The 19891-nt window shown below is 60.3% G+C and carries 17 protein-coding genes; 3 read left to right on the top strand and 14 right to left on the bottom strand.

Going from position 1 to position 19891, the window contains the following annotated elements; all coding sequences use genetic code 11:
• Positions 1 to 9: 9 nt before the first annotated feature.
• The 12 genes from CPter91_RS08040 to CPter91_RS08095 all read right to left on the bottom strand — a co-directional run bounded on the left by CPter91_RS08040 (position 10) and on the right by CPter91_RS08095 (position 12219).
• Positions 10 to 312: an urease subunit gamma gene (locus CPter91_RS08040; RefSeq protein WP_061939132.1), complete on the bottom strand. Its 303-nt coding sequence runs from the start codon at positions 310 to 312 to the stop codon at positions 10 to 12.
• An 80-nt stretch (positions 313 to 392) separates the two neighbouring features.
• Positions 393 to 1280 carry an urease accessory protein UreD gene (locus tag CPter91_RS08045; protein ID WP_061939134.1) on the bottom strand — a complete coding sequence of 296 codons (888 nt, stop codon included), beginning with the start codon at positions 1278 to 1280 and terminating at the stop codon, positions 393 to 395.
• Between the two features lie 6 nt (positions 1281 to 1286).
• Positions 1287 to 1985 carry an urea ABC transporter ATP-binding subunit UrtE gene (urtE, locus tag CPter91_RS08050; RefSeq protein ID WP_061939136.1) on the bottom strand — a complete coding sequence of 233 codons (699 nt, stop codon included), beginning with the start codon at positions 1983 to 1985 and terminating at the stop codon, positions 1287 to 1289.
• Positions 1986 to 1991: 6 nt separating this feature from the next.
• The gene (gene urtD, locus CPter91_RS08055; protein WP_061939138.1) at positions 1992 to 2876 is read right to left on the bottom strand and encodes an urea ABC transporter ATP-binding protein UrtD; all 885 of its coding nucleotides are present in this window, start codon (positions 2874 to 2876) and stop codon (positions 1992 to 1994) included.
• The gene (urtC, locus tag CPter91_RS08060) at positions 2873 to 4033 is read right to left on the bottom strand and encodes an urea ABC transporter permease subunit UrtC (RefSeq protein WP_205631667.1); all 1161 of its coding nucleotides are present in this window, start codon (positions 4031 to 4033) and stop codon (positions 2873 to 2875) included. The genes urtD and urtC overlap by 4 nt, the downstream gene beginning before the upstream one ends.
• Entirely contained in the window at positions 4030 to 5634 is a 1605-nt protein-coding gene (urtB, locus tag CPter91_RS08065; protein ID WP_061939140.1) for an urea ABC transporter permease subunit UrtB, read from the bottom strand. The genes urtC and urtB overlap by 4 nt, the downstream gene beginning before the upstream one ends.
• Before the next feature lie 605 nt (positions 5635 to 6239).
• On the bottom strand, positions 6240 to 7493 hold the full coding sequence (gene urtA, locus CPter91_RS08070; protein ID WP_061939142.1) for an urea ABC transporter substrate-binding protein: 1254 nt from the start codon (positions 7491 to 7493) through the stop codon (positions 6240 to 6242).
• A 484-nt stretch (positions 7494 to 7977) separates the two neighbouring features.
• On the bottom strand, positions 7978 to 9060 hold the full coding sequence (locus CPter91_RS08075) for a calcium:cation antiporter (protein ID WP_061939144.1): 1083 nt from the start codon (positions 9058 to 9060) through the stop codon (positions 7978 to 7980).
• A gap of 155 nt (positions 9061 to 9215) precedes the next feature.
• Positions 9216 to 9785, bottom strand: coding sequence for a hypothetical protein (locus CPter91_RS08080; protein ID WP_061939146.1), 570 nt, complete (start codon positions 9783 to 9785; stop codon positions 9216 to 9218).
• 7 nt (positions 9786 to 9792) lie between these two features.
• Complete coding sequence (gene dapA, locus CPter91_RS08085; protein WP_061939148.1) at positions 9793 to 10737, bottom strand: 4-hydroxy-tetrahydrodipicolinate synthase; 945 nt, start codon at positions 10735 to 10737, stop codon at positions 9793 to 9795.
• A 72-nt stretch (positions 10738 to 10809) separates the two neighbouring features.
• On the bottom strand, positions 10810 to 11181 hold the full coding sequence (locus CPter91_RS27270) for a hypothetical protein (RefSeq protein ID WP_236905976.1): 372 nt from the start codon (positions 11179 to 11181) through the stop codon (positions 10810 to 10812).
• 117 nt (positions 11182 to 11298) lie between these two features.
• Positions 11299 to 12219: a LysR family transcriptional regulator gene (locus tag CPter91_RS08095; RefSeq protein ID WP_061939149.1), complete on the bottom strand. Its 921-nt coding sequence runs from the start codon at positions 12217 to 12219 to the stop codon at positions 11299 to 11301.
• Positions 12220 to 12331: 112 nt separating this feature from the next.
• On the opposite strand from CPter91_RS08095, the gene CPter91_RS08100 reads away from it, so the two are divergent.
• Positions 12332 to 13879, top strand: a complete 1548-nt coding sequence (locus tag CPter91_RS08100) for an MFS transporter (RefSeq protein ID WP_061939151.1) — start codon at positions 12332 to 12334, stop codon at positions 13877 to 13879.
• A 16-nt stretch (positions 13880 to 13895) separates the two neighbouring features.
• Here CPter91_RS08100 and CPter91_RS08105 read toward each other — a convergent pair whose 3' ends face one another.
• Both CPter91_RS08105 and CPter91_RS08110 read right to left on the bottom strand, forming a co-directional pair.
• Positions 13896 to 14594, bottom strand: a complete 699-nt coding sequence (locus tag CPter91_RS08105) for an N-acetylmuramoyl-L-alanine amidase (protein WP_061939153.1) — start codon at positions 14592 to 14594, stop codon at positions 13896 to 13898.
• Entirely contained in the window at positions 14591 to 15544 is a 954-nt protein-coding gene (locus tag CPter91_RS08110) for a LysR family transcriptional regulator (RefSeq protein WP_061939155.1), read from the bottom strand. The genes CPter91_RS08105 and CPter91_RS08110 overlap by 4 nt, the downstream gene beginning before the upstream one ends.
• 240 nt (positions 15545 to 15784) lie before the next feature.
• Here CPter91_RS08110 and CPter91_RS08115 point away from each other — a divergent pair, with 240 nt between their 5' ends.
• Positions 15785 to 16708 (top strand): DMT family transporter, encoded by a 924-nt coding sequence (locus CPter91_RS08115; RefSeq protein ID WP_061939157.1) that lies wholly within the window; start codon positions 15785 to 15787, stop codon positions 16706 to 16708.
• Between the two features lie 1132 nt (positions 16709 to 17840).
• Positions 17841 to 19733, top strand: coding sequence for a S53 family peptidase (locus CPter91_RS08120; RefSeq protein WP_061939159.1), 1893 nt, complete (start codon positions 17841 to 17843; stop codon positions 19731 to 19733).
• Positions 19734 to 19891: the final 158 nt, after the last annotated feature.

Consider the following 19891-nt stretch of genomic DNA (forward strand, 5'->3'; position numbering starts at 1 on the left):
GGGCTCCAGTTAGGGAATCGGGTGATGCACGGTGACCAGCTTGCTGCCGTCGGGGAAAGTGGCTTCGACCTGGATGTCGGGGATCATCTCGGCGATGCCGTCCATGACGTCGGCCCGGGTCAGTATCTTGCTGCCGTAGGACATCAGCTCGGCCACGGTTTTGCCGTCGCGCGCGCCTTCCATGATGGCGGCGCTGATCAGGGCGATGGCTTCCGGATAATTCAGTTTCAGGCCGCGCGCCAGGCGCCGCTCTGCCAGCAGGGCGGCGGTGAAAATCAGCAGCTTGTCCTTTTCTCTTGGCGTCAGATCCATGTTGTTCTTTCTTTGCGATGACTTTGATTTCTGGTGGGCAGGGTGGTGTTGGGTTGTATCACGGCCGCGGCGCCGTCATATCAGGTGCTCCAGATACGCGGTATATGCGCCGCATGTCCCAGTAATTCCGGGCGCAGCATTTGCCAGGCTTGCATCATCCATTGCCGCGCCAGTTCGCTGGAGTGCCCGAGATGGCGTAATACCAGCACCGATTTGACCTGGCTGGCGCCGACGCTGGCGCGGCCGTCCGATAGCTGGCTGGCGCAGTCGCGCAACTGCTGCACGAAGCTGGCCGGAAAGGTCTTGCCAGCCACCATCAGGGTGGCGCAGACGCTGCAGTCCGCCAGTCCCAGCCGGCTCTGCATGGCAGCGCTGCCGCCGTCCAACGCGCCTTGTTCAAACCATAATAATTTGCCGTCGCGGCGGATGCTGGTCTGCTGCGAAATGCGGCCGCCGGTGAATGACTCGCCCGAAGCGGTGCGGCCGAAACACAGGATTTCGCCGCCGATATAGCGGGCGTCGCCCTGTAACTCGACCTGGTGTTCCAGCGCGACCTCGGCGCGGTCGAAAAAAATGGTTTCCTGCGGCAGCCATTCCAGCGCGGCGCCGTCGGCAACCTGCAGGCGCACCTGCTGTTGCGAGACTCTGCCGTTGGCCTGGTACCACTTGGCGGCGCCCGGCGTTGTCAGGAAAGCATGGGCGCGTTCGTCGACGCTGGCCTTGATTGTCAGTTCGTCACCACCCACCACGCCGCCGGGCGGATGGACAATGATGGCGTGGCAGATCGACGGGTGCTCGGGATACAACGCCTTTTGCACGCGCAAGGGACCGTAATGGGCACGATCCAGCAAGCGCGTCGTGCCCTGGTCGTCGCCAAAGGCGAGCGACAGCCAGGCCTGGCTGGCGCTGTGGTGGGCTGGTTCGGCCGGTATCGAATCCGGCAGCGTGAGGACAGTCAGATTATCCATGCGGCACTATACCGCCAAGTGTCGTTTCACGCTCTCGTCATCCATGCTTTCATGGCTGCCGGCGGCCACCACCTCGCCGCGCGACAGCACCACGAAATTGTCGGCCAGTTCGCGGGCGAAGTCGAAGTACTGCTCGCACAGCAGGATGCCGATGTTGCCGCGTTCGCGCAGCAGGCGGATCACGCGGCCGATGTCCTTGATGATGGAAGGCTGGATGCCTTCGGTCGGCTCATCCAGGATGATCAGCTTGGGTTCCGCCAGCAAGGCACGGGCGATCGCCAGCTGTTGCTGCTGGCCGCCGGAGAGATCACCGCCGCGCCGCTGCAGCATTTCCTTCAGCACCGGGAACAATTCATACACTTCTTCCTTGATCAGCAAAGCCTGCTTGCCGGATTTGGTGGCCATGCCCATCAGCAGGTTTTCTTCCACCGACAGGCGGGCGAATATTTCACGCCCTTGCGGCACATAGGCAATCCCTAGTGCGGCGCGCTGGTGCGGCTTGAGGCTGGTGATGTCACGGCCTTCCAGCATGATCTTGCCGCTGGCGCTGGGCAGCACGCCCATCAGGCATTTCAGCAGGGTAGTCTTGCCGACGCCGTTGCGGCCCAGCAGGGCCAGGCATTTGCCTTTTTCCAGCGACAGCGAAATGCCGCGCAGGGTGTGCGACGAGCCGTAGTACTGATTCAGTTGGTCAACGTTTAACATGTTGTTCTAGCGCCCAAGATAGACTTCGATTACCCGTTCGTCGGCCTGGACTTCCGACATCTTGCCTGCTGCCAGCACCGAGCCTTCGTGCAGCACCGTGACCTTGCCCTGCTGGGCGATCTCGGCGACAAAGCCCATGTCGTGCTCGACTACCATGATCGAATGCTTGCCGCGCAATTCGTTGAGCAGTTCCGCGGTGCGCGCCGTTTCCGCATCGGACATGCCGGCCACCGGCTCGTCCAGCAGCAGCAACTGCGGTTCCTGCATCAGCAGCATGCCGATTTCCAGCCATTGCTTCTGCCCGTGCGACAGCAGGCCAGCCAGCCGCCGTTCGTTGCCGTTGAGGCGGATCAGGCGCAAACAGGCGTCGATCTTGTCGATCTGTTCCGAACTCAGGCGCGAAAACAGGGTGGTCCGGACTGTCAGTCGCTTGCCCATCTTCATTGCCAGCTCCAGGTTCTCGAACACAGTGTGCTGTTCGAACACCGTCGGCCGCTGGAACTTGCGGCCGATGCCGGCGTGGGCGATGTCGTACTCGGTCAGCTTGGTGAGGTCGATGCTCTGGCCGAAAAAAGCGGTGCCGGCGGTGGGGCGGGTCTTGCCGGTGATGACGTCCATCATGGTGGTCTTGCCGGCGCCGTTAGGGCCGATGATGCAGCGCAGTTCGCCCACCGAGATATCCAGGTTGAGATTGTTCAGCGCCTTGAAGCCGTCAAACGATACCGTGATGTTTTCCAGGTAGAGGATGGCGCCATGGGTGGTGTCCACGCCCTCCGGCTTGATGCGGGCATACGAGGTGCCGTAGTCGGCATGGCGGGTGTTGTCGACGTTTTCCGACGGCTGCGCCGGATCGTAGATTGGGCTGATGCGCGGTTTTATCGGTTGATTCATGCCGCCTCCTTGCTGCTGGCATCAGCCTGAGGCTGGCTTGCGGATTTGCTTTTCAGCTTGTTTTTCAAATTCACCGCCAATCCCAGGATTCCTTGCGGCATGAACAGCGTCACCAGGATAAAGATCAGGCCCAGTGCATACAGCCAGAGATCGGGGAAAGCGCCGGTGAACCAGCTCTTCAGCCCGTTGACCGAGAAGGCGCCGATGATCGGGCCGACCAGCGAGCCGCGGCCGCCCACGGCCGCCCAGATCACCATCTCGATAGAATTCGCCGGCGACATTTCGGACGGGTTGATGATGCCCACTTGCGGCACGTACAGGGCGCCGGCGATGCCGCACAATACCGCCGACAAGGTCCAGACGAACAGCTTGAACCACAAGGGGTTGTAGCCGATGAACATCAGGCGCGATTCGGAATCGCGTACTGCTTGCAGCACGCGGCCCAGCTTGGACGTCACGATCCAGCGGCACAATATCAGAGCGCCGAGCAGGAAGGCCAGCGTGATCAGGTACAGCACCGCCTTGGTCGACGGCGCGGTAATCGAGTAGCCGAGGATGCGCTTGAAATCGGTGAAGCCGTTGTTGCCGCCGAAGCCGGTATTGTTGCGGAAGAACAGCAGCATGAAGGCGAAGGTCATCGCCTGCGTGATGATCGAAAAGTAGACGCCCTTGATGCGCGAGCGGAAGGCGAAGTAACCGAACACGAAGGCCAGCACGCCCGGCACCAGCACCACCAGCGCCATGCAGTACCAGAAGTTGTCGGTCAGCGACCAGAACCAGGGATAGGTTTTCCAGTCGAGGAATACCATGAAGTCCGGCAGGTTGCTTTGGTAGACGCCGTCGCGGCCGATGGCCCGCATCAGGTACATGCCATGGGCATAGCCGCCCAGCGCAAAGAACACGCCATGGCCGAGCGACAGGATGCCGGTATAACCCCACACCAGATCCAGCGCCAGCGCCGCCATGGCGTAGCACATGAACTTGCCGACCAGCGCCACCGTGTAGCTGGAGATATGCAGCGCGTGACCGGCAGGGAAGGCCAGGTTGAGGATAGGCAGCAGCGCCAGGATCACGCAGCAGACGATGATGCCGCTCCAGGCCGGGCGGGTGAATAGCGGTGTCTTCGCCATGGAGATTTGCATGGATGCGGTTGTCATTCGACGCTCCTGCCTTTCAGTGCAAACAGGCCTTGCGGGCGTTTCTGGATGAAGACGATGATGAACACCAGGATCGCGATCTTGGCCAGTACCGCGCCCGCCATCGGCTCCAGGAATTTGTTGACCTCGCCGAGGCCGAAGGCGGCGATCACGGTGCCTGCCAGTTGGCCGACACCGCCCAGCACCACCACCATGAAGGAGTCGACGATATAGCCTTGTCCGAGGTCGGGACCGACATTGCCCAGCTGCGACAGGGCGACGCCGCCGAGGCCGGCGATGCCGCAGCCGAGGCCGAAGGTCATCATGTCGATCTTGCCGGTGGAGACGCCGACGCAAGCCGCCATGCGGCGGTTCTGCATGACGGCGCGGACGAACAGGCCGAGCCGGGTCTTGTTCAGGATCAGCCACACCGCCAACACCACGAACAGCGCAAAGAAGATGATCACGATGCGGTTATACGACAGCACCAGCGAACCGAGCACGGTGACACCGCCCGACATCCAGCTGGGGTTGGCGACTTCGACATTCTGGGCGCCGAAGATGCTGCGCACAGTCTGCATCAGGATCAGGCTGATGCCCCAGGTGCAGAGCAGGGTTTCCAGCGGCCGGCCGTAGAGCCAGCGCAGCACCAGGCGTTCCAATACGATGCCGACGGCGGCGGTGACGATGAAAGCGGCCGGCAGGGCGACCAGCAGGTAGCCGTCCAGTGCCGCCGGGAAGTACTGGCGGAACAGCAGCTGGCAGATGTAGGTGGTGTAGGCGCCGATCATCAGCAGCTCGCCGTGCGCCATGTTGATGATGCCCATCAGGCCGAAGGTGATCGCCAGGCCCAGCGCCGCCAGCAGCAGCACGCTGCCGAGCGAGATGCCGTAGAACACCTTGCCGATGAAATCCACCGTGGCCAGGTGGCGGTCCAGCACGCCGAGAGTGCGCACGGCTTCGATGCGGACGGCGGGGTCGGCTTCGATGTAACTGCCGTCGGGGTTCTTGTTGAGCAGGTTTTGCAGCGCGGGACGGATGTTAGCGTTAGTGCTGCCGGCCAGCGTCTGCACCGCGGCTTTGCGGGTGGCGGCGTCGGGTGAGTGCAGGTTGGCGGTGGCGATGACCTGTTGCAGGATGTCCTGGATCTCGGGATCGCTCTCTTTATGAAGTGCTTTGCTGATCAGCGGTATCTGGGCCGGATCGGCGGTTTTCATGAGATCGGTGGCGGCGGCGATGCGCAGCTTGCGGTTGGGCGAGAACAGCTTCAGTCCCGAGAGCGCGCCTTCGACCACGCCGCGCAGGCGGTTGTTGACGCTGATGCCGTCGGCGTCGTCGGGCGTGGGCAGGGTCTGGTCGGTGGCGGGGTTGAAGGCCTTGGTGTCGTCGACGATGAGGACGGTGCCGTCGGGCCGGGCGTAGAGGGCGTCGGTATTGAGGGCGTTGAGGATCTTGAGTGCATCGTCATTGGCCAGCGCGGCGATCTGGTTGACGGCGGCGATGCGGGCGTCGGGATCTTCGCCGGCCAGCGGCTTGAGCAGCGCAGGGTCGATCGCAGCCTGCGCCAGCAAAGCATGCAGGCAGAGCGCACTGGCAATAAGGATTTTCTTTGAAATTTTCATCAGTCTTTTTTATCGCCACCTGAAAAACAGTATTAGCGCCACCTCGAAAGTAGTTTTAAAACCACCTCCAAAGCAGTTAAATGGGGTCAGAGTTTTTTTTCGCGGCTTTTGCGAAAATTACTCTGACCCCATTTAACGGGCCACGGAGTACATTCGGCAGTATGCGAAGAACGGTCTGCGGGTTGATAACACGATAGCTACTCCGTGGAGGCTTGCCGGGGTGGCCCGGCAGCCAGTTACTTTTTCTTGCTTCGCCCCCTCGCCGGGCGCAAGAAAAGTAACCAAAAAGAAGGCGACCGCACAGCTGTTGCCCTCCCTTCGGTCGGGTCCCCAAATCCGGCGCGTGTCAGCCGGGTGGGGGACAAACTCGCCTTCGGCTCAAACATGTCCTCCACAATTCCCGGCTGACACGCACCGGATTTGGCAACGTCTCAATGCGGGGCACGTCAAAAGCAACGGCAACCCCAACGTCAAAAGCAACCACACGCAGTTAAATGGGGTCAGAGTTTTTTTTCGCGGCTTTTTGCGAAAATTACTCTGACCCCATTTAACGGGCTACGGAGTAAATACGATCGCATTCGCCTTTAAAAAAACAACCCCAACCATCAAAGCTTCTGCTTACCCTCATTCCCCGGAATATAAGGACTCCAAGGCTGCGCGCGAATCGTGGTCTTGGTCTTGTTGACCACGTTGAACTGCCCATCCGCCTTGATCTCGCCGATCATCACCGGTTTGTGCAGGTGATGGTTGGTGGCGTCCATTTCCAATTCATAGCCGGACGGGGCCTTGAATTTCTGGCCGGCCATGGCGGCGATGACTTTGTCGGTGTCGGTGGATTTGGCTTTTTCGACGGCCTGTTTCCACATGTAGATGCCGACATAGGTCGCTTCCATCGGATCGTTGGTGACTACGGTGGCGGCGTTCGGCAGGTTCTTGGCGAGCGCGTAGGCTTTCCATTTCTTGATGAAAGCGGTATTCACCGGATTCTTCACCGATTCAAAGTAGTTCCAGGCCGCCAGGTGGCCGACCAGAGGCTTGGCGTCGACTCCCCGCAATTCTTCCTCACCCACCGAGAACGCCACGACCGGCACGTCGGTCGCCTTCAGGCCGGCATTGCCCAGTTCCTTATAGAACGGCACATTGGAATCGCCGTTGATGGTGGAGATCACTGCGGTCTTGCCACCGGCGGAGAATTTCTTGATATTGGCGACGATGGTCTGGTAATCAGAGTGGCCGAACGGGGTGTACACCTCGTCGATGTCGCTATCCTTGACGCCCTTGCTGTGCAGGAAGGCGCGCAGGATCTTGTTGGTGGTGCGCGGGTAGACGTAGTCAGTGCCCAGCAGCACGAAGCGCTTGGCGCCGCCGCCTTCTTTCGACATCAGGTATTCGGTGGCGGGGATCGCTTGCTGGTTCGGCGCGGCGCCGGTGTAGAACACGTTTTTCTCCAGCTCTTCCCCTTCATATTGCACCGGATAGAACAGCAGGCTGTTGAGTTCCTTGAACACCGGCAGCACCGATTTGCGCGATACCGAAGTCCAGCAGCCGAACACCACCGACACCTTGTCCTGCGAAATCAGCTGCCGCGCTTTTTCAGCGAACAGCGGCCAGTTGGAGGCCGGATCGACCACCACCGGTTCCAGCTTCTTGCCCAGCACGCCGCCGTTGGCATTGATCTCGTCGATGGTCATCAAGGCCACGTCTTTCAGCGAGGTCTCGGAAATCGCCATGGTGCCGGACAAGGAATGCAGGATGCCGACCTTGATGGTGTCCGCGGCGAAGGCGGACGGCAGCCAGGAACTAGCGGCAAGGGCGAAAGCGCCGAGTGCGGTGGCTTTCAGAACGGTGCGACGTGACATGATTTTTCTCTCCCTGTAGTGAACTATGCTGTAGTGAAATATGAACAAGCAGCTGTAAAGCAAACCGTGAAGCCAGAACAAAAATCGGACAAAAAAAAGCAGTGCGCCGTATGGACGCCGGCAAGTAACCGGAATGCATGGACTACCACATCCCTATAGCAGAATGCATGCCAATGGCCTGCTAAGGCGCGTAGCGGCGATTTTTATACCCGTGCTTAAATTTCAACGAGACAGCAAGGCTTGAGGGAAAGGCTTTGCGCCCGGATTTGGTGAAATCTGTTTGCCCTGTGAAATGGCTGCACCAGCGTGGTGCCCAAAGGGAAGCCGGCCTCGGGCCGGATGGCTGCCGCTACGTATTAGTGCAAAAATCGGGAGATAGGGAAAATAACGGAGGAGACGAGAGTAGCGCGGGAGAGTTGAAAATCGTGCCGGCTGGGTTAGTCTGCGCTAACCCAGCCTTGGAACAGCGGGGATTGCCAGCCGTTTAAGGCACAATCGTGGTGAACAGGTAGACCGCGAAGATCACCAGGTGCACCGTGCCTTGCATCACCGTGGTGCGGCCGGTGCCCAGCGACAGGGTGGCGACGATGAAGGACAGCAGCAACAGCACGGTGGACTTGATATCCAGGCCGAGCGACAGCGTCAGGCCGGTCGTCAGCGAGACGATCGCCACCGCTGGAATGGTCAGGCCGATGCTGGCCAGCGCCGAGCCCAGCGCCAGGTTGAGGCTGGTCTGCAAGCGGTTGGCACGGGCCGCCCGCACTGCCGCCAGGCCTTCCGGCAGCAGCACCACCGCGGCAATGATGATGCCGACCAGGGTTTTCGGCGCACCCATGCTGGCGACCGCGGTTTCCAGCGCCGGCGCCAGCGACTTCGCCAGCAGCACCACCGCGCCCAGGCATACCAGCAGCAGGCCGGCGCTGATGGCCGCGACTTTGCCGGATGGCGGCGGCGCATGCACGTCTTCGTCGGCGACGGCTTCCTGCGGCAGGAAATAATCGCGATGACGGACGGTTTGCACCAGCACGAAAGTGCCATACAAAATCAGGGAAATGATGGCGATGAAGGCCAGCTGGCTTTTGCTGTAGAACGGCCCCAGCGCGCTCGAGGTGTAGTTCGGCAGGACCAGGGTCAGCACCGCAATCGCCGCCAGCGTCGCCAGCGAAGCGCTCACGCCCAGCAGGCCGAAGCTTTGTTCCTTGTGGCGGCTGGCGCCGACCAGCAGGCAGATGCCGACAATGCCGTTGAGGATGATCATGATGGCGGCAAACACCGTGTCGCGCGCCAGCCCGGTGGTTTCCTCGCCGCCGGCCAGCATCAGCGAGACGATCAGCGCCACCTCGATCAAGGTCACCGCCAGCGCCAGCACCAGCGTGCCGTAGGGCTCGCCGACCCGGTGCGCGACCACTTCAGCGTGGTAGACCGCCGCCAGCACGCTGCCGAGCAGGCCGGCCACCAGCAGTAATGTATAGAAGCCGCCCAGGTTGAAGCTGGCGCCGCCCAGCAAAAGCCAGCCGACTATCGGAGCCGCAATGGACCATATAGGGAGTGCAGGGGAAATTTTCATAAGGCGATTGAACACTTAACAAGCTTTTTTTGCAAGCATTGTGTGCATCGCGTATGTAAACCCGGCGGCGGAAGGGAATACCCTGTCCGCCGCCGTATTTCTTACAATTCGGCCACAATCCGGACGGAATTCTGCCTGGATGCGGGTGCCGGCAGTCAGGCGCTGCAGCAGTGACCGTACAGCGCCTGGTACAAGGCGCCGACCGAGACGTCGTCCCGTTTTGTCGCTGACAGATGCAGAAAACGCAAGCCGCCGATGCTGGCAGACAGGATTGACATGACATGCTGTCCGGCCGCGCTGTCGTCGATCAAGGCGACCAGCGGCAAGCCCGGCTTGAGTATGCTGGCGGCGCGCATGCTGGCTGCCAGCGGGCCGTCCGTTTGCCAATTTTCGGCGGTAATGGCGAACAGGGCCAGGTCCGCCTGCGCCAATGCACCGCGCGCGCCGGCATCGTCGTGTTTCGGCAGGTGCACCAGGATGTCGTGATAGCTGCTTTTGGCAGCGGCCAGTTCCGCGCCGATATCTTTAGCGGCGATACCGCGGATTTCGGCGCCGGTCTTGATTGCCGTCGCCAGCCAGCCGGCCTGCGGCAATTTCGGGTTTTGATAAACCAGCAACACATTGCGCCCGGCGCGTGCGCGCCGCCGCGCTATCGCGGCGGCCAGCGAAGCGGCGATATCGGTTGCAACGGTGGAGGCATGTTCAGAAGCGATGGTCAGGATCATGAACGGCTCATCTCACCAGCCCCAGTTGCCGCGATCTGCCACCGATGGCGTACTCCGGTTTTTCGATTTTCATGGCAAACGGCAGCGCCATCAATGCATCCAGCGCGCGCGCCAGCTTGACCCGGCCGACCGCCGACATCGGCGTCATCGGCAAGCGCAGCTCATCCTGGATATGGCCCTGCAGCGCCAGCGCGGCTTTCACCGGCGCCGGGTTGGGTTCGGAAAACAGCAGCTGGATCACCGGCAGCAGCTGCTTGAACAGGATGCGTGCGCGTTCGATCTGGCCAGCCCGCACCAGTTCAAACAGGCGCACGAACAGATCGGGGCGGATATGGGCGGCAGCGGAAATTGCGCCGTGGGCGCCCAGGCAGAGCGTGTTGAACAGCGCGGCATCGTCGCCGCACAGGATTTTCAGGCTGCTGTGATGGATCAGTTCCGTGGTCTGCGCCAGGCTGCCGCCGCATTCCTTGATGGCGACGATATTGGCCTGGCGCTCCAGCGCGATCACTGTAGCCGGCTCGATGTTGACGCCGGTGCGGGACGGGATGTTGTACAGCACCACGGGGCAGTGCGCGGCGGCAGCGACGGCTTCGAAGTGCAGCCGTATGCCTTCTTGCGACGGCCGTACGTAGGACGGTGCCGAGACCAGAAAGCCGGCCGGTTGCAGCGTATTCAGATGGCTGATTTTTTCAGCGACGACGCGGGTATCGCTGCCGCTGACACCCATCAGCACCGGGCAGCGGTTTTGCACCGCTTCCAGGACGCCGCACAGCAGCTTGTCCTGTTCGTGTTCATTCAAGGTGGCCGCCTCGCCGGTGGTGCCGCACACTACCAGCCCGTGGACGCCGGCGCCGGACAGGCTTAATGCGAGTTGCTGCGCGCTGTAGAGATCCAGCTTGCCTTGGCGGAAAGGCGTGACGAGAGGAACCCAGATACCTTCAAAGGTGGTCATGATGTTCTGATTTCAATAAGAGTTGAGAATGTTTGCAGCAGAATGCCGGCAGCAGCAAGGCGCCGGCGGCGCTTATGCCGACAGCATCGGCGTGATGCGGCCGAACTCGGCCTGCGGCAGGGCGCGCATGATGTTGCCGATGACGGAGTCGATCGATTTCTTGTTCAGGCACAGGGAGAATTTCATCTTGCTGGCATGTTCTACCGGCTTGACGCGCATGTAGACCATGAGGTCGCCGCAGGTGCTGACAATGACCCGGCGCAGCTCAGACACCGAGGCTGTATCGACCGTGATGAGCATCATGAAATCTTTTTGCGTGGAGGGATGTTCATGTCTCTTGAGGTGGAGCGGGAAAGGCAAGACGGCGGCTTGCACTTTTTTTGATACTGCTTCTGGAAGCAATGAAAAATGCCATGTCGATGCTGCTGAAATTACCTGATTCATAGAAGGGTTCTACTGGTCGTTTTGGTAGTTACAGATTAGCAGCGGTGACGTAAAGATTCTCTAAAAAGGGATGATGCTGCTGTAAACATTGCGTAAAAAATGGCGTTTCAGGCAGCTTCATTCGCGCTCTTGCCTGCTCCGCTTGCGTGGCGCGGCAACGTTGCTGGCGCGCAGGAAATCGACAAACACGCGCAAGCGCGGCAGCATGTGACGGCTGGACGGCCACAGCACCGAGAAGCTGCCGTGGCTGACCGCATAGTCGTCCAGCACTGTGCACAAACGGCCGTCGGCCAGCGCTTCCTGCACCACGAACGAGGGCAGATAGGCCAGTCCGAGGCCGTTGACGGCCGCCGCCAACAAGGCTTCGATGTTGTTGCAGGTGAGGGTTGCCGGCAGCCGCAGTTCGGGCGCGCCTTGCTCGCTGCGCAAGACCCAGTCTTGCAGCTTGCTGCTGGAAAGGAATTTGTAGCGCAGGCAGGCATGCTGCAGCAGGTCTTGCGGCCGTTGCGGCTGGCCCTGGCGGCGCAAGTAGTCCGGCGCGGCGCAAATCATGAAGCTGTACGGCCACAAGCTGCGCGCCAGCAGGCGCGAATCGGCCAGGCTGCCGCTGCGGATCACGGCATCGAATCCTTCTTCGATCACGTCCACCATGCGGTCGCTGAAATCGAGATCGAGTTCGACTTCCGGATAAGCTTGCATGAAGGCCGACAGCTGCTTGCTGAGCAGCCGGTAGCCGACCGCGGGCAAGCTGATCTTGAGGCGCCCGCGCGGCGCTTCGGTCGATTTCAGCAGCTCGTTTTGCGCATCCTCGATATCGTCCAGGATACCGCGGCAACGTTCGAAAAACAGTGTGCCTTCGTCGGTCAGCCTGATTTGCCGTGTGCTGCGATGGAACAGGCGCACCCCAAGTTTCGCCTCCAGCCGGGCAATGCTCTTGCCGATGGCAGAAGCCGAGACGCCCAGCCGGCGGCCGGCCGCCACGAAGCTGCTGGTTTCGGCGGCCTGCACGAAGGCCGCCAGGCCGCTCAGGCTATCCATATGTGTTTCCCATTGAGGATATTTTGTCCGTATATAGTGGACATTCAGGTGATTTAAAGACAATTAAGGCCACTATATCATCCAAATCACTTGATCTGAAAAGGAAGCCGCCATGCCCGATACTCTCCACTCCAGCGATGCCCGCTCGTCGCTCCAGCGCATCCTCGTGCTGGCTGCTGTTTGCCTGGCGGCATTGGTGCTGCCGCTCAGCTTTACCGGCCCGGCGGTGGCGACGCCGGCGATTGCCAAGGCGCTGGGCGGTAGTCCGATTGCCCTCAACTGGATCACTAACGCCTTCATGCTGGCGTTCGGCAGTTGCCTGATGGCCGCCGGCGCACTGGCTGACAGCTACGGCCGCAAGCGCGTGTTCATCCTAGGCATCGCCGCTTTCGTCTTGAGCTCGCTGGCATTGGCCTGGGCTCCCGACATCTTGTGGCTGGATCTGTTGCGGGCGCTGCAGGGCGTGGCCGGTGCTGCCGCCTTTTCAGGTGGCATGGCGACCCTCGCGCAAGAATTCGAAGGCCATGCGCGCACCCGCGCCTTCAGCTTGCTGGGCACCACTTTTGGTGTTGGCCTGGCGTTCGGGCCGGTGCTGGCCGGCGCCATGATTCAAGGTTTCGGTTGGCGTGCGGTCTTCCTGTGCGTGGCGGCGCTTGCCGCGCTGGCGCTGGCGACCGGTTTGCGCTGCGTCCGCGAATCGCGCGATCCCGGCGCCAGCGGATTGGACTGGCCAGGCGCCATCAGCTTTACCGCCGCCCTCAGTTTGTTCACCTATGGTGTGCTCGGCATCCCGCAGAGCGGCTGGAACAGTCGTCCGACCTTGCTGCTGCTGGGCGCCTCGCTGCTGTTGCTGCTGGCCTTTATCGTGATTGAAAACCGGGTGCAGCGGCCGATGCTGGACTTGTCGCTGTTCCGCTACCCGCGGTTCATTGGCGTCCAATTCCTGGCGGCCGCTCCCGCTTATTCCTATGTGGTGCTGCTGGTGCTGCTGCCGCTGCGCTTCATCGGTATCGAAGGCTACAGCGCGATGCAGGCAGGACAGATGATGATGGCGCTGTCGGCGCCAATGCTGGTGCTGCCATTTGTCGCCGGCCTGCTGACGCGCTGGATTGCCGCCGGCGTGATCGCCGGCACCGGCTTACTGATCTGCGCCGGCGGCCTGCTGTGGTTGGCGCAGGCCGGACCGGGACAGGCTGTTGCCGGACTGTTGCTGCCGATGCTGGTCATCGGCTTTGGCATCAGTTTGCCATGGGGCCTGATGGATGGGCTGGCGGTCAGCGTTGTGCCGAAGGAGCGGGCCGGCATGGCCGCCGGCATATTCAGCACCACACGGGTAGCGGGCGAGGGGGTTGCGCTGGCGATCGTTGCGGCGATTCTTGCCGCACTGGTGCAGGCACGCCTGCATGGCTTGCCGAGCCCCGCGGCGTCGCAGTTGGCCGAAGCGGCGCAGCGGCTGGCAATGGGTGATATGCCTCAGGCATTGCAATTACTGCCGCAAGCCAGCCATGCGCTATTGTTGCAGAGCTATGCCGACGCCTTCCATATCCTGTTATGCATCCTGGCCGGGATCACGCTGCTGTCGGCTGCCATGGTGTTCGGTTTTCTCAGCCAGCCGCATATGCCGGCAGCCAACCGGGCGGCAGAGGCAGAAGCCGCCTGATTTGCACAACAGCCTGCTATTGCGGCTCTGACAGGCATTGGCGAATACCGCTGGCGATCGCGTTGGCGGCGCGCTCGGCAAACTGCGGCGCCGCCAGGCGCGGTTCCTCATCCGGATTGGCTAGCACGCCGACCTCAATCAGCAGCGCCGGCGATTGCGCGGTTTTAAGCACTACCAGATCGTCAAAGCGATGTATGCCCAGGTCGCTGTCGATCAAGGGCCGGTTTTCACCGGGAATCGGGGTGGCGTGGTACAGCGATGGGTGTTCACCGATCGCCAGCATATTGCGACTGATGTCTTTTGCGCATGCCAGGCTGCGTCCGTATTGCGGCTTGCTGGCGGATACGAACAGCGCATAACCGGAAAACTCTCGGCTCCTGCCGGCGTCAAGCCAAGCCTGCTGCATGGAATCATGGTGGATGGATACGAACAGCGCTGCGCCGCTGCTGGCTTTGGTACGCGCCTGCAGGGATAGCGGCGAACCGGCCGCGGCGACGTCCGTCACCTGCGCGCCTTGGGCGCGCAAAGCCTTGACCAGGGTGACCGTCAGTTGCCGGTTAAGGTCGAATTCGCGCTTGCCGGCCGGGCCGGTGGCGCCCGGCTTTTCTGTGCTGTGGCCGGTATCGATCACCAGCTGCTGCGCGCTGCAGAGCGCACTCATCCCGTACAGGAAAACCGCCAGCAGCGCCGCTTTGCCGGGCTGGATGCGCTTCATGTGCTGATCGCCAGCCGCGGCCGTTCCAGCGGTTTGAGGTCTGCTGCCAGATGCTGCACAAGATAGTCGATGAACACCCGCATCTTGGGCGCCAGGTAGCGGGTCGGCAGATACTGTATGTAGGCAGTGCCTTGATAGGCCGAGACGAATTCCCAGTCGCTCAGCAGCACTTTGACCAGGCCCTGCTCGATCGCGCTGCGCGCGGTGAAGTAGGGCAGGCAAGCGATCCCCAGGTGCTGCAGCACGCCTTGCAGCCGTGCTTCGCTGTGATTGACGACGTAGCGGCCGCTGATCTTGACGATGGTGGCTTCGCCCTTGTGCAGGAAGCGCCAGTCAGCGTCGCCAGGCGTTTCTCCCAGCGACAGGCAGCTGTGGCCGCACAACTCTTGCGGCTGGCGCGGCGTGCCATGCCGCGCCAGATATTCCGGCGTGGCGCACAGCACCTGCGCCACCGACATCAGCGGCCGCGCTGCCAGTCCTTCGACCGGATGGCGGGTGATCTGGATCACCAGGTCGGCATCGTCGTCCAGCAGGTTCAACTGGCGATCATTGAGAATCAGCTGCATGTCGATCTGCGGATATTGCTTCAGGAAGCCCGGCACCAGCGGCGCTACTACCGCCTTGCCGAACGCCTTTGGCATGCCTACCCGCAGCAGGCCGCGTGGCGCTGCAACGAATTTGTCGGCAACCTCCATCGCTGTCTTGGCGGCGTTGACCATTTCCTGGCAGCGCTGGAAAGCCTCGTTGCCGGATTCACTCAGGCGCAACTTGCGCGTGGTGCGTTCCAGCAGCCTGACCGCCAAAGCCTGTTCCAGCCGCGACACCTGGCGGCTGACAGCCGACGGCGTCATGCCCAGTTCCGCTGCCGCGGCAGAAAAACTGCCGGTTTCCACCACCCGCACGAACACCGCCATATCCGGCATCAGCTTGATGTATCGATGATTGCTCATTTATTCCCGTTGGGTACAAGTGTTGTTCCGAGCCGATAGATTATCGTATTTGTTCCAGTAAAACATAATAAGCACCTATGCGGAGCGCGGACTTCTTCCTGGTCCGCTGTTTTTCATATGGAGCCGGCAGCAACAATTCTTGCCGTTTTATCCTAGGCGATTTTGCCTTTGGTCCCGCCTGGCCCCCACGCCGGACGGGATTTTTTTTCTTACTGAACCCAGCACAGCCAGCGACAAACCATGCAAGCTCCGACATCCGCTTCCGCTGTTCCTCCAAAAAAAATCTGGATCGCCGACTTGCTGTTATTGCTGGTCGCGGTGGTCTGGGGTAGCAGTTATGGCGTTGCCAAACAGGCGTTGGCGTTTTATCCGGTGCTCGGTTTCCTGGCGCTGCGCTTCGGCATGACCTTCCTGCTGTTGTTGCCCAGCCTGCACCAGCTGGCGCAGCCGCAAGGCAGGGCGGCGTTGCGTGCGGGCTTGCCGTTAGGAGCGATCCTGCTTGCGATATTGACATGCGAAACTTTTGGCGTCGCCCTCACCAAAGCTTCGAACGCCGCTTTCCTGATCAGCCTGTGTGTCGTGTTTACGCCACTAGCAGAATGGCTGCTGATGGCGCGGCGCCCCGCCGCCAACGCTTTCGTGATGGCTTTTGTCTCGCTGTCCGGCACTTGGTTGCTGACTTACGGCAGCAGTTTGACATTCAGCCTGGGCGACGGCCTGATGCTGGCCGCTGCCCTACTGCGCGCAGTGATGGTGTGCATGACCAAGCGCCTGACGCAAAACCGCAGCATGTCGACGCTGGCCTTGACCGCGGTGCAATCCGGCGTGGTCGGACTGGGCTGCCTGCTGATCGCCGGTCTCTTCATGCAGGGCGGACTACCGTCCTTGCCGCACGCCGCCGGCTTCTGGATGGCCACGCTATACCTGGTTTTGTTTTGCACTATCTTTGCTTTTTTTGCACAGAATTACGCGGTCCGCCAGAGCGATCCGACGCGAGTTTCTCTGCTGATGGGAAGCGAGCCGGTGTTTGGCGCACTGTTCGCTGCATTCTGGCTGGGCGAACAACTCAGTGTCTTGGCTTGGGTCGGCGGTGCGCTGATCGTCGCCGCAAGCTTGTGGGCGAGCTTGCCGCGTTCGATATTTATCGCGCGGCTGGCAAAATAAATCTGCGCCGTCATGTAACATCCGCGGCATGGAACAAGGCTGAATTTAACTAAATGTTTTCATCTTTTCCGCAATGGACGCCGGAGTATCCGGGGGATGAAAGTCATTTTCCGGCGGCGGTAATGCCGCTGGTTTGAGCGGCCGGCAGGATTTCAGCTGGCGCAATTATCCGGCGCACGGTTTGACATTTGAAATCCGCTGTGCACATTCAAGCTTTATCAGTTACCAACTAAATTGTCCGCGGCAGAAAAAGCGCTCTAATAAATTCTGTTTACATGTGCTGACAGCTGTCATATTATAAGTCTCAAGAACTATACAGACCTGTATGTATATAAGAAATTTTTCATAGGTATGTTGATGTTCAAGAAGCATGAATTTGATATTTTCATATCTTTTCATGTTTCTGCTGCAGAGATGAAAACGATAAATATTAAATAGTAAATTGTTGGCTCGGAGTCTGCTGTCGCAAGAAGAATCCCGCCGATTTTTACGGAGATTAATGAAGTAAGCAGGTCTTTGTCGAGGCCTGCTTCTGGACCAATATCCTCGGTGCTCCCGCCGTTTGTTCCGCCTGCTCCCCGCGGGCGGAACGTTTTTTTTCCTGCTGATGGTGCTGCCTATCTGCACCCGCTTGTTCTAACTATATGTAAAACAGTCGATGAAATAAAATTTTCTTCTGTCGAAAACCGCGAACGGAATACGCGCTTCGATAGAAGAAAATATCAGATTATTTTTCATTGCCACTCGGAAATAAATGATTTATTCTGATTCATCGAAAAAGCATATTGAAGTTGCAGGAACAAGATGCATAGCGTTGATTTTTTACACGGCGCCCGCTCCAAAAGAGTAACCGGCGCCGCTGTTAATCCTCAAGAGGGAAGTCCCATGATTTGCGTCAGACCCGATTTGAAATTTCTGCTTTTGCATGCGCCGCATACCTGTTGCGCCACAGCTTCCCCATCTTCCGGCACAGGCAGCCTTAACGCTGTCGCCAACCCCTTAACGGACTAGTTCCGTTATCCGCTGCAGCGCTACCCGCGTTGCAGATTCCAGCGCCAACACCCTTTGCATTGCAGATCGCCCTGCAAGGCTGTGGCGTCCTTCATTTGTTCCATTCAAGAGGAATAAGTATATGAAATCGAGAATCAAAGCAGCGAAAGTACCAGCAGGAAGTTTCACGTTTCCCCAGGCTTCGGCATTGTCTATCGCGCTGTCGCTGGTGTTTGCATCCTTGTCCGTTCACGCTGCCGTGGCCGACAACAGCACTTGGGTAACCACCAAGACCCAGGCTTTCCTGCCCCAGGTCCAGGCTAACCAAAAGAGCGTGGCGGCTGACGCTAGCGTAGTGACCGCGGCAGAATCCGCCGTGCAGCTGGCGCAAGGCGAACCAGTACATGTGACACTGAGCCTGAACCTGCGCAACGAGGCCAAGCTCGACCAGTTCCTGCAAGACCTGCATACACCGGGCAGCGCTGCCTACGGCAAGTTCCTGACGCCTGCGCAATTCAATGAAAAGTTTGCGCCGACAGAAAAAGATGTGGCTGCCGTGGTGGCCCATCTGAGCAAATCGGGCTTCATCAACATCAGCGTCTCGCCTAACCGCCAGCTGGTCTCGGCCGACGGTACCGCGGCGACGGTGCAAGCCGGTTTCCGCACCGGGCTGAAGCGCTTCCAGCAAGACGGCCGCAATGTCTTCGCCAATACCGATGCAGCGCAAGTGCCGGCCTCCCTGAGCAACATCGTCGGTTCGGTGCTCGGCCTGCAAAACGTTGCGCTGGCGCAGACGCATCACCGCTTCGTGCTGGATGCTGCGCCAGGCAGCGCACTGCAAGCCAAGGTCACACCAGCTGCAACGCCGGTGGCGACGCCGCACAGCCCTGCGCAATTCCCAGCAATCTATAACGCCGGCAGCACGCCTACCGCCTCCAACACCACGGTCGGCATCATCTCGGAAGGCGATATCTCGCCGACGATTACCGACCTGAAGGCGTTCACTACGGCCAAGGGCCTGGCCACCGTCAGCACATCGGTGGTGCAGACCGGTCCTGCCGGCAGCGACTACAGCGATACTTCCGGCCAGGTCGAATGGAACCTGGACAGCCAGACCATCACCGGCACTTCCGGCGGCGTCAAGAAACTGATTTTCTACGCGTCGCCAGACATGCAGTTCAGCAGCATCACCGCTTCGTACAACAAGGCTGTGACTGACAACGTGGCGAAAGTCATCAATGTCTCGCTCGGCGGCTGCGAATCCGATACCCACAGCACCGGCACCCAGGCTGCTGACGACAATGTGTTCAAGCAGGCGGTAGCGCAAGGCCAGACCTTCTCGATTTCGACAGGCGACGCCGGCACCTACAACTGCCAGACCAGCTCGATTTCCGGCGCGCCTGGCGTACCGAAAAACAAATCGACTTATGACGTTAGCGAACCGGCCAGCTCGCCGTACGTGATCGCGGTCGGCGGCACCACGCTGTACACCAACGCCGGCGCCTACAGCAGCGAAACCGTGTGGAACGAAGGCTTGAGCGCAATCGGCGTCTACGACGACCAGGGCGATTCCGATCCGACCAAGCGTCTGTGGGCAACCGGCGGCGGCTTCAGCAAGTACGAAGCGGCGCCTAGTTACCAGAAGGGCGTGATCACCGCAGGCAAGACCACCCGTGGCCTGCCGGACATCGCCTTTGATGCCGCCAGCGCCAGCGGCGCCACCATCTACTACAACGGCCAGACCGGCACAGTAGGCGGCACCAGCTTGGCGGCGCCGATCTTTACGGGCGTGTGGGCGCGCCTGCAATCGGCTAACGCCAACGGCCTGGGCTTCCCGGCAGCCAGTTTTTACAAGTACTTCCCGCTGGCCGCCAACGCCTCGCTGTTGCATGACGTCACTTCCGGCACCAACGGCGCCAGCAGCTCCTACGGCTACAAAGCCGCCAAGGGCTGGGATGCGGCGACTGGCTTCGGCAGCTTGAACATCTCTAACCTGAATACCTTCGTCAAGAACACGTCGGATTTTGCGCGCTGATCGGCAAAGCACGCATCCGGGTTTTTTGTAGAAGTTGAGCTGGACCTCACCGCTGCGGCCATTCCGGTTCGCGGCGGTGACGTAACAACGGTAGCAACGGCAGCAACGGCGAAGTCAGCGTAATGTGTTTTTACAGAATGGCGATGACGTACGGAGAC

The organism is Collimonas pratensis, from assembly GCF_001584185.1.
Lineage (GTDB): Bacteria > Pseudomonadota > Gammaproteobacteria > Burkholderiales > Burkholderiaceae_D > Collimonas > Collimonas pratensis.